The organism is Nocardia sp. NPDC058497 (assembly GCF_042720195.1).
Lineage (GTDB): Bacteria > Actinomycetota > Actinomycetes > Mycobacteriales > Mycobacteriaceae > Nocardia.
Map to the genome: position 1 here is coordinate 2,988 of NZ_JBHXMY010000237.1, position 5,591 is coordinate 8,578.

Below are 5,591 nucleotides of genomic sequence, written 5' to 3' on the forward strand. Positions count from 1 at the left end.
TGTGTCATTGGTTGTAAACACCGTGGGTCCGTTAGTCCGGTGGGGCCCCGGGGATCGGGGGGGGGCGCACCGCGCCGGGGCGCGACTACATCGACGTCTGCGACGATCCGGCGCCCACCATCACCATGCTCGACATGCACGACGAGGCCGCCGCCGCCGGAATCACCGCCGTCATCGGGATGGGCGCCAGCCCCGGCGTGATCAATCTGCTGGCCGCCCGCGCGATCGCCGAACTCGACGAGGTCGAATCCGTGGTCACCGGCTGGAACCTGCTGATGGCCCAGCCGCAAGAGCGGTCGTGGCGGCCGAGCGCCGCCGTCGTCCACGGCATCGAACAGGTCAGCAACCCCATTCCGGTGATCCGCGGGGGACAGCTGGTGCGGGAGAAGCCGCTACGCAAGACCATCGTCGACTACCCTGGTATCGGGCCTGGCATCGCATGGACCTTCGGTCACCCCGAGCCGGTGACGCTGTCCAGGACCTTCCCGCAGATCAACGATTGCGTCAATGTCGCGATGGCTCCGCGCCATGTCATCGCGCCGCTGGCCGGTCTCGGCGCGGCGGTGCGCAAGGGTCTGTGGAGCCGTGAGCGTGCCGCTTCGATGGCCGCCGTGCTCGAAAACATCCTGCCCGGTTCGCCGGTCGCGGCGCTGGACTCGGCCGATCTGCCGCCGCTGTTCGCAGTGGCTACCGGAACGCTCGACGGTGCGCCGGCCACGGTCGGCGTGGCCATGGCTCAGTTTCCTGGGCTGAGCATGGCTTCGGCGACGGGGATCCCGCTGGCAGTGGGCACACTTCTGAAGGCTGACCGACCCGGCGTGCATCCGCCGGAGGCGGTCTTCGACCCTGACGCATTCCTGCGACACCTGGCACCGCATTGCCTCGGGAATCCCCGGCCGGGGTCGATGGTGGTCGTCACGAACAGTAGTCGGCCCGCATCGGAGAATGCCCAAGCACTCGACACTGGGTCGCTGGTGACGGCTCTGCTGCGTTTGCGTCGGGGCACCGCGGGCTGACAAATGGGCGGTGCGGCGCGACTGGCAGGAGGTCTCGGCATAGGTTCTGGCGGCCGGGAGTTCGTCCAGGTCGATGTGGCACGTCCCGGCCAGTAGCGAGAGTCACCCGGCAGTGACCAGAAGGCGGCGGTGCTGGACAAGTGTGATGTCGGGCGTGGTCTGCAGACGGCCCCGGCCCGCAGGTTCGCGACCACACCCAGTTGACCCAGCTGATCACGTTCGGACGGGCCTGCGCGGTCGTGCCCGAGTCGCTCCGCGCCCAGCTACGCGACGATCACGCCACCGTGCAAGAGAACTCGAAGGTCTTCGCGCGCAAGGTAGATGCGCAGACCTGGTTGGGCCGTCAGACCGCCGCTGTTGTGACCGGACTGCCCGCGTCCCCGACTGCGGGCCGTGTGACTGTCGACGTGGTGGCAAAGGCGTGGTTGGCCGGTCATCCGTCATGGGAAGAAGCGACGCGCTCCCGATACGCCTCGATCGTCAAGCGCCACATCCTGCCGAAGTGGGGAGTATTCGGCTTGCTGACCTGGTGGAGATGCACGACGAGATTCAGGCGTGGGTCGCTGTCAGGTGCAGGGTGGTGGGTGGTGCGGCCGGTGGACGGTGCGGAAGAACCTCGGCGTGCTGTCGCAGATCTGTGACCACGCGGTGAAGACTCGGAAGAGAGTCCGGCGGGGGGCTCGCGGCCAGTCTGAGGCAGCCTGAACTGCGCAAATACTTGTGCCCTCGGCAGGATTCGAACCTGCGACACCCGCTTTAGGAGAGCGGTGCTCTATCCCCTGAGCTACGAAGGCGGGGTTGGTCGTCTGCCGGGACCGCCGTGGGCGGGCCCCGGTTTGACCGTGCCGAGTATAGCGTGCGCGGACTGTGGCGCGGTCAACCCGGGGATCGGATCGGTTCAGGATGGTCTGATCGTGATCGCCGGGGCGACACGCTGATCTGAAACGGGTGTGGGCTGACGGGGTGGGGGCTGGGTGGCCTAGCGTTCCCGGAGGCTTTCGCCCGCCTCTTCGGGCATTCGTTCACGCAATGACTTTCTGCCTTCTCGCGAGGAGTACGTGGTCATGGTTGTGGGGTCCTGCTTACGGTGGTCTGTGCTCGTGGTGGCCGCGGCGATGTGTCTGGGGTCGGTCGGGTGCGCGGTCGACGGTGGGTTGCTCGATCCGGATTCGACGCTGTCGCAACGAGACCGCGACGATCGGGACGCCGTGCGCGCCGCCGAGCTCGACGGCGCGAGCGCGGAGACGCAGACGACCATGCTCGCGTTCTATCGGTCCGTCTGTACCTTGCAGACCCGGTATCGCGCCGATCTCGAAGCTGCCGAGCGCGACGCCGGTGCGCTGACGCCGGTGCAGTACCGCGATACGGCGGCGATGATTCTCGGTACTCGCGCCGCCGCGGCCGGGAGTGCGCGCGATGCCGCGCATCTATTGCCGATCCCGAACCTGTTCCGTGACGAATGGCTTAGCGCACAGGGCGAATTGATCGGTCTCTTCGACCGGCTCCAGCAGGCGGATTCGTCGCGTGCTGCCGAGATGGCCGCGGTTGATCTCGCCGACACCGAACGGCTGCGTGCCGTCGCGAGGGATCTGCTTGCCGCTTCGGCGCAGCAGATCGAGAACGAGAATCCGCGCGTCCGCGTCGTCGCGCAGGGGCTGCCTACGTCCAGGCAGGTCCGGCGTGATGCCGCGGAGCTGGCCGAATGTCAGATGCCGAGCTGACGATCGGTCTGGTGCCGTCGTTGAGCGGCGGGTTGTCCGGTGGCTACTACGAGGAGGAAAGGAGTGTGATGGGCAGAGCCCGGTTCGTTCGCGGTGGTGTGCTGGCGGGGCTGCTATGCGCGATGCTGTCGGCGGCGGGTGTTGCCGTCGCGGATGACGGCATCCCGGTCGATCACGCTCTGCTCGTGGTGCCGCCTGTCGTCGACACGGTGCTGCCGGTCGACGCGCCTACGCAATTCGACGCGCCTACGCAATTCGACGCGCCTACGCGATTCGACGCACCCGCGCAGTTCGACGCGCCTGCGGAGTTCGATGCGCCGATCACTGCCGACTCGTATACGGGATACGCAGCGCCACTGCAGGAGCCATCGTTTCCCCTGCCACCGGTCGAGCCACTCCTGTCACTCACCGATCTCGGTCCGATGCTGGAGCGGATCGGCCTGAATTCGAGCGGGCCTGCCCTTCCGTCCCCCGATCGCAGGCTGGTCGATGAGGCGCTAGCGGTGATCGCGCCCAGCGTGCAGCAGTTGTTGCCCGGCGATCTCGGCGCGGGCGTGCTGGCGGGGCTCACCGGCCTGGCCACAATGTTCGGCCCGGCCACTGGGCCGGTCGATTCCCCGGACACCTCGCCGCCGGTAGCGCTGCTCGATGCGGGCCGGCAGCGGTTCGAGTTCGCATCGACCGCGACGGCTTCGCCGGTCGTAGAGTCCGTCGACCTCGCGATCCCCACCGTCGCCGGCCCTGCAGCGGAGGTCGCGGTGCCCGCTCGGGAGAGCGTGGAGCCCCCGGTCGGCCCGATCATATTGCTGTTTCTGATCGTCCTCGGTGTGGTGATCACGGGCCTGGCCTACCCGCGCATCCGACGGCGCCGAGCTGGGATCCGCCGCACACGAGGGCGCTGGGTTGCGGGCCGCCGCACACGAGGGCGCCGCGCATCACAGTGTGGGGCATCACGGTGCCGGGCGGCAGTGGACCCGGCAGCGGACCACCGCCCGGCGGCAGTGGGCCTGGCTGCGGACCACCGCGAAGCAGACCCACACGCAGCCGACCCGCGCGCTGTCGGCCCGGCTGCGGACCACCGCGCAGCATTGGGCCCGGCAGCAGGCCACTGCGCAGCAGACCACCGCCTAGCCGTGGGCCCGGCAGCAGACCACCGTGCAGCATTGGGCCCCGCTACGGACCACCGCGCAGCAGACCACTGCCTAGCCGTGGGCCCCGCTGCGGACCACCGTGCAGCATTGGGCCCGGCTATGGACCACTGCGCAGCAGACCACCGCCTAGCCGTGGGCCCGGCAGCAGACCACCGCACAGCAGTTGGCCCCGCAGCAGACCACCGCGCAGCAGTAGGCCTGGCAGCAGACCACCGCCCAGCCGTGGGCCCGGATGCAGGGCGCCAGGAAGTAGTGCACCGATGTTCCCGCCTGCGATCGGGACTGCTCCGGACCGGACCTGAAAGGCGACCCGGACGCGGCGGAGTCGCGGTGCGCGGTGACCCGTGGCCGCTCGTCGTGCACAGCCGGCGCGGAGTCGGTCGCTCCCCACCGAGCATCCGTCACCTGAGCCGATCAGAAGGCGTCGAATCCACCGCCGCCGTCGAACCCGCCGCTGTCGTATCCACCACCATCGGAGCCGCCCCAGTCCCCTGAATCCTGACCCGGTTCGTACCCCGGATCCTGGCCGATCTCGCCCTGGTCCCCGTGGTCGAGCGCCGCCTCACCGGTGCCGTCCTCGAACGCCTGGGCGTCATAGCCGACTCCGGACATCCCGGCGAACAACGACGTGAACAACAGAGCCGCACCGGCGCCCCAGGCGCCGGCTATCAGCGCGGGCTTCCACCACGGCTCCGAATACCACCCCGCGGGGATCGGTCGTCCGGCCACGCGACCACCGGGGTGGTAGTTAGGCGTGCCTGGAGACGGGGCGGGGGAGGCGGCGATGCGGCGGCCGTTGTGCTCGACGACTCGCAACTTGTCGACGTGTCCGGCGATGTCCTGACCATCGAGGGCGGGCACCGGCGGGCCCGGGTCCATCTGCATCGCGGTGCGCGCCGCGCGGATGTAATACAGCCCTTCCAGCGCCGTCTGCTTGGCCAGGCGGGCGTGGACGGGTGAGTTCGCCCTGTCCATCTGACCGCCCGCGGCGTTGTAGCGTTCGGACGCGTCGGCCAGTGCCTGCCTGGCCGCTTCATTGCGCGGCGACAGCTGGTACACCTGGCCGCCGAGCCGTTCGATCGCCACCCTGGCGTCGGCCTGGGCCTCTTCGAGTTCGCGCGCGTTCCGCTTGTTCTGCTCGGCGCGCAGATACAGCAGAGCCAGCACGCACACGACGACGATCACGATCAGCCACCACAGCATCGCGCACCTCTTTCGCCCGAGGTCTCGAGACGCCGTCCAGTTTACTGGCCGGTTGCCCTATCGGGCTGAGGCGGCTTGATCAGCGCGTTGCCGGATAGCTCACCCGGCGAGATGGCGGGCGATCACCAGCCGCTGGATCTGATTGGTGCCCTCGAAGATCTGCATGACCTTGGCCTCGCGCATGTAGCGCTCCACCGGGAAGTCCTGGGTGTAGCCGTAGCCGCCGAAGACCTGCACCGCGTCGGTGGTCACCTTCATCGCGGCATCGGTGGCGACCAGCTTCGCGACGCTGGCCTGCCGCGAATAGGGCAGTCCGGCATCGCGGCGGCGGGCGGCGTCGAGGTAGGTGGCGCGGGAGGTGTCGACCGCGGCGGCCATGTCGGCGAGCACGAAGCCCAGGCCCTGGTGGTCGATGATCTTGCGGCCGAACGCTTCTCGTTCCCCGGATCTTATAAACAACATAAGCAGCCGACCAAAAGATATGAGGATATCTCAGTGGG

The 5,591-nt window shown here is 68.6% G+C and carries 5 protein-coding genes, 1 tRNA gene and 1 pseudogene; 4 read left to right on the forward strand and 3 right to left on the reverse strand.

Annotated elements, in window-relative coordinates; genetic code table 11:
- Nucleotides 1–125: 125 nt before the first annotated feature.
- On the forward strand, nucleotides 126–1,016 hold the full coding sequence (locus tag ACFWPJ_RS17340; RefSeq protein ID WP_378852462.1) for a saccharopine dehydrogenase family protein: 891 nt from the start codon (nucleotides 126–128) through the stop codon (nucleotides 1,014–1,016).
- A 200-nt stretch (nucleotides 1,017–1,216) separates the two neighbouring features.
- On the forward strand, nucleotides 1,217–1,657 hold the full coding sequence (locus ACFWPJ_RS17345; RefSeq protein ID WP_378852464.1) for a hypothetical protein: 441 nt from the start codon (nucleotides 1,217–1,219) through the stop codon (nucleotides 1,655–1,657).
- Between the two features lie 80 nt (nucleotides 1,658–1,737).
- Here the strand turns inward: ACFWPJ_RS17345 and ACFWPJ_RS17350 are convergent.
- Nucleotides 1,738–1,810 (reverse strand) — tRNA-Arg (locus ACFWPJ_RS17350).
- A gap of 414 nt (nucleotides 1,811–2,224) precedes the next feature.
- Between ACFWPJ_RS17350 and ACFWPJ_RS17355 the strand changes: the two genes are divergently transcribed.
- Together ACFWPJ_RS17355 and ACFWPJ_RS17360 are read left to right on the forward strand one after the other, a co-directional pair.
- Nucleotides 2,225–2,737 carry a hypothetical protein gene (locus ACFWPJ_RS17355; RefSeq protein WP_378852466.1) on the forward strand — a complete coding sequence of 171 codons (513 nt, stop codon included), beginning with the start codon at nucleotides 2,225–2,227 and terminating at the stop codon, nucleotides 2,735–2,737.
- A gap of 903 nt (nucleotides 2,738–3,640) precedes the next feature.
- The gene (locus tag ACFWPJ_RS17360) at nucleotides 3,641–3,868 is read left to right on the forward strand and encodes a hypothetical protein (RefSeq protein ID WP_378852468.1); all 228 of its coding nucleotides are present in this window, start codon (nucleotides 3,641–3,643) and stop codon (nucleotides 3,866–3,868) included.
- A gap of 434 nt (nucleotides 3,869–4,302) precedes the next feature.
- Here the strand turns inward: ACFWPJ_RS17360 and ACFWPJ_RS17365 are convergent, their stop codons facing one another.
- Nucleotides 4,303–5,091: a DUF1542 domain-containing protein gene (locus ACFWPJ_RS17365; RefSeq protein ID WP_378852470.1), complete on the reverse strand. Its 789-nt coding sequence runs from the start codon at nucleotides 5,089–5,091 to the stop codon at nucleotides 4,303–4,305.
- A 99-nt stretch (nucleotides 5,092–5,190) separates the two neighbouring features.
- A pseudogene (locus tag ACFWPJ_RS17370) lies at nucleotides 5,191–5,532 on the reverse strand (acyl-CoA dehydrogenase family protein); the annotation flags it as partial.
- Nucleotides 5,533–5,591 lie beyond the last annotated feature (59 nt).

Coding starts and splice junctions, on each gene's coding strand:
- ACFWPJ_RS17340 (WP_378852462.1), top strand. CDS start 126: ATGCTCGACATGCACGACGAGGCCGCCGCCGCCGGAATCACCGCCGTC.
- ACFWPJ_RS17365 (WP_378852470.1), bottom strand. CDS start 5,091: ATGCTGTGGTGGCTGATCGTGATCGTCGTCGTGTGCGTGCTGGCTCTG.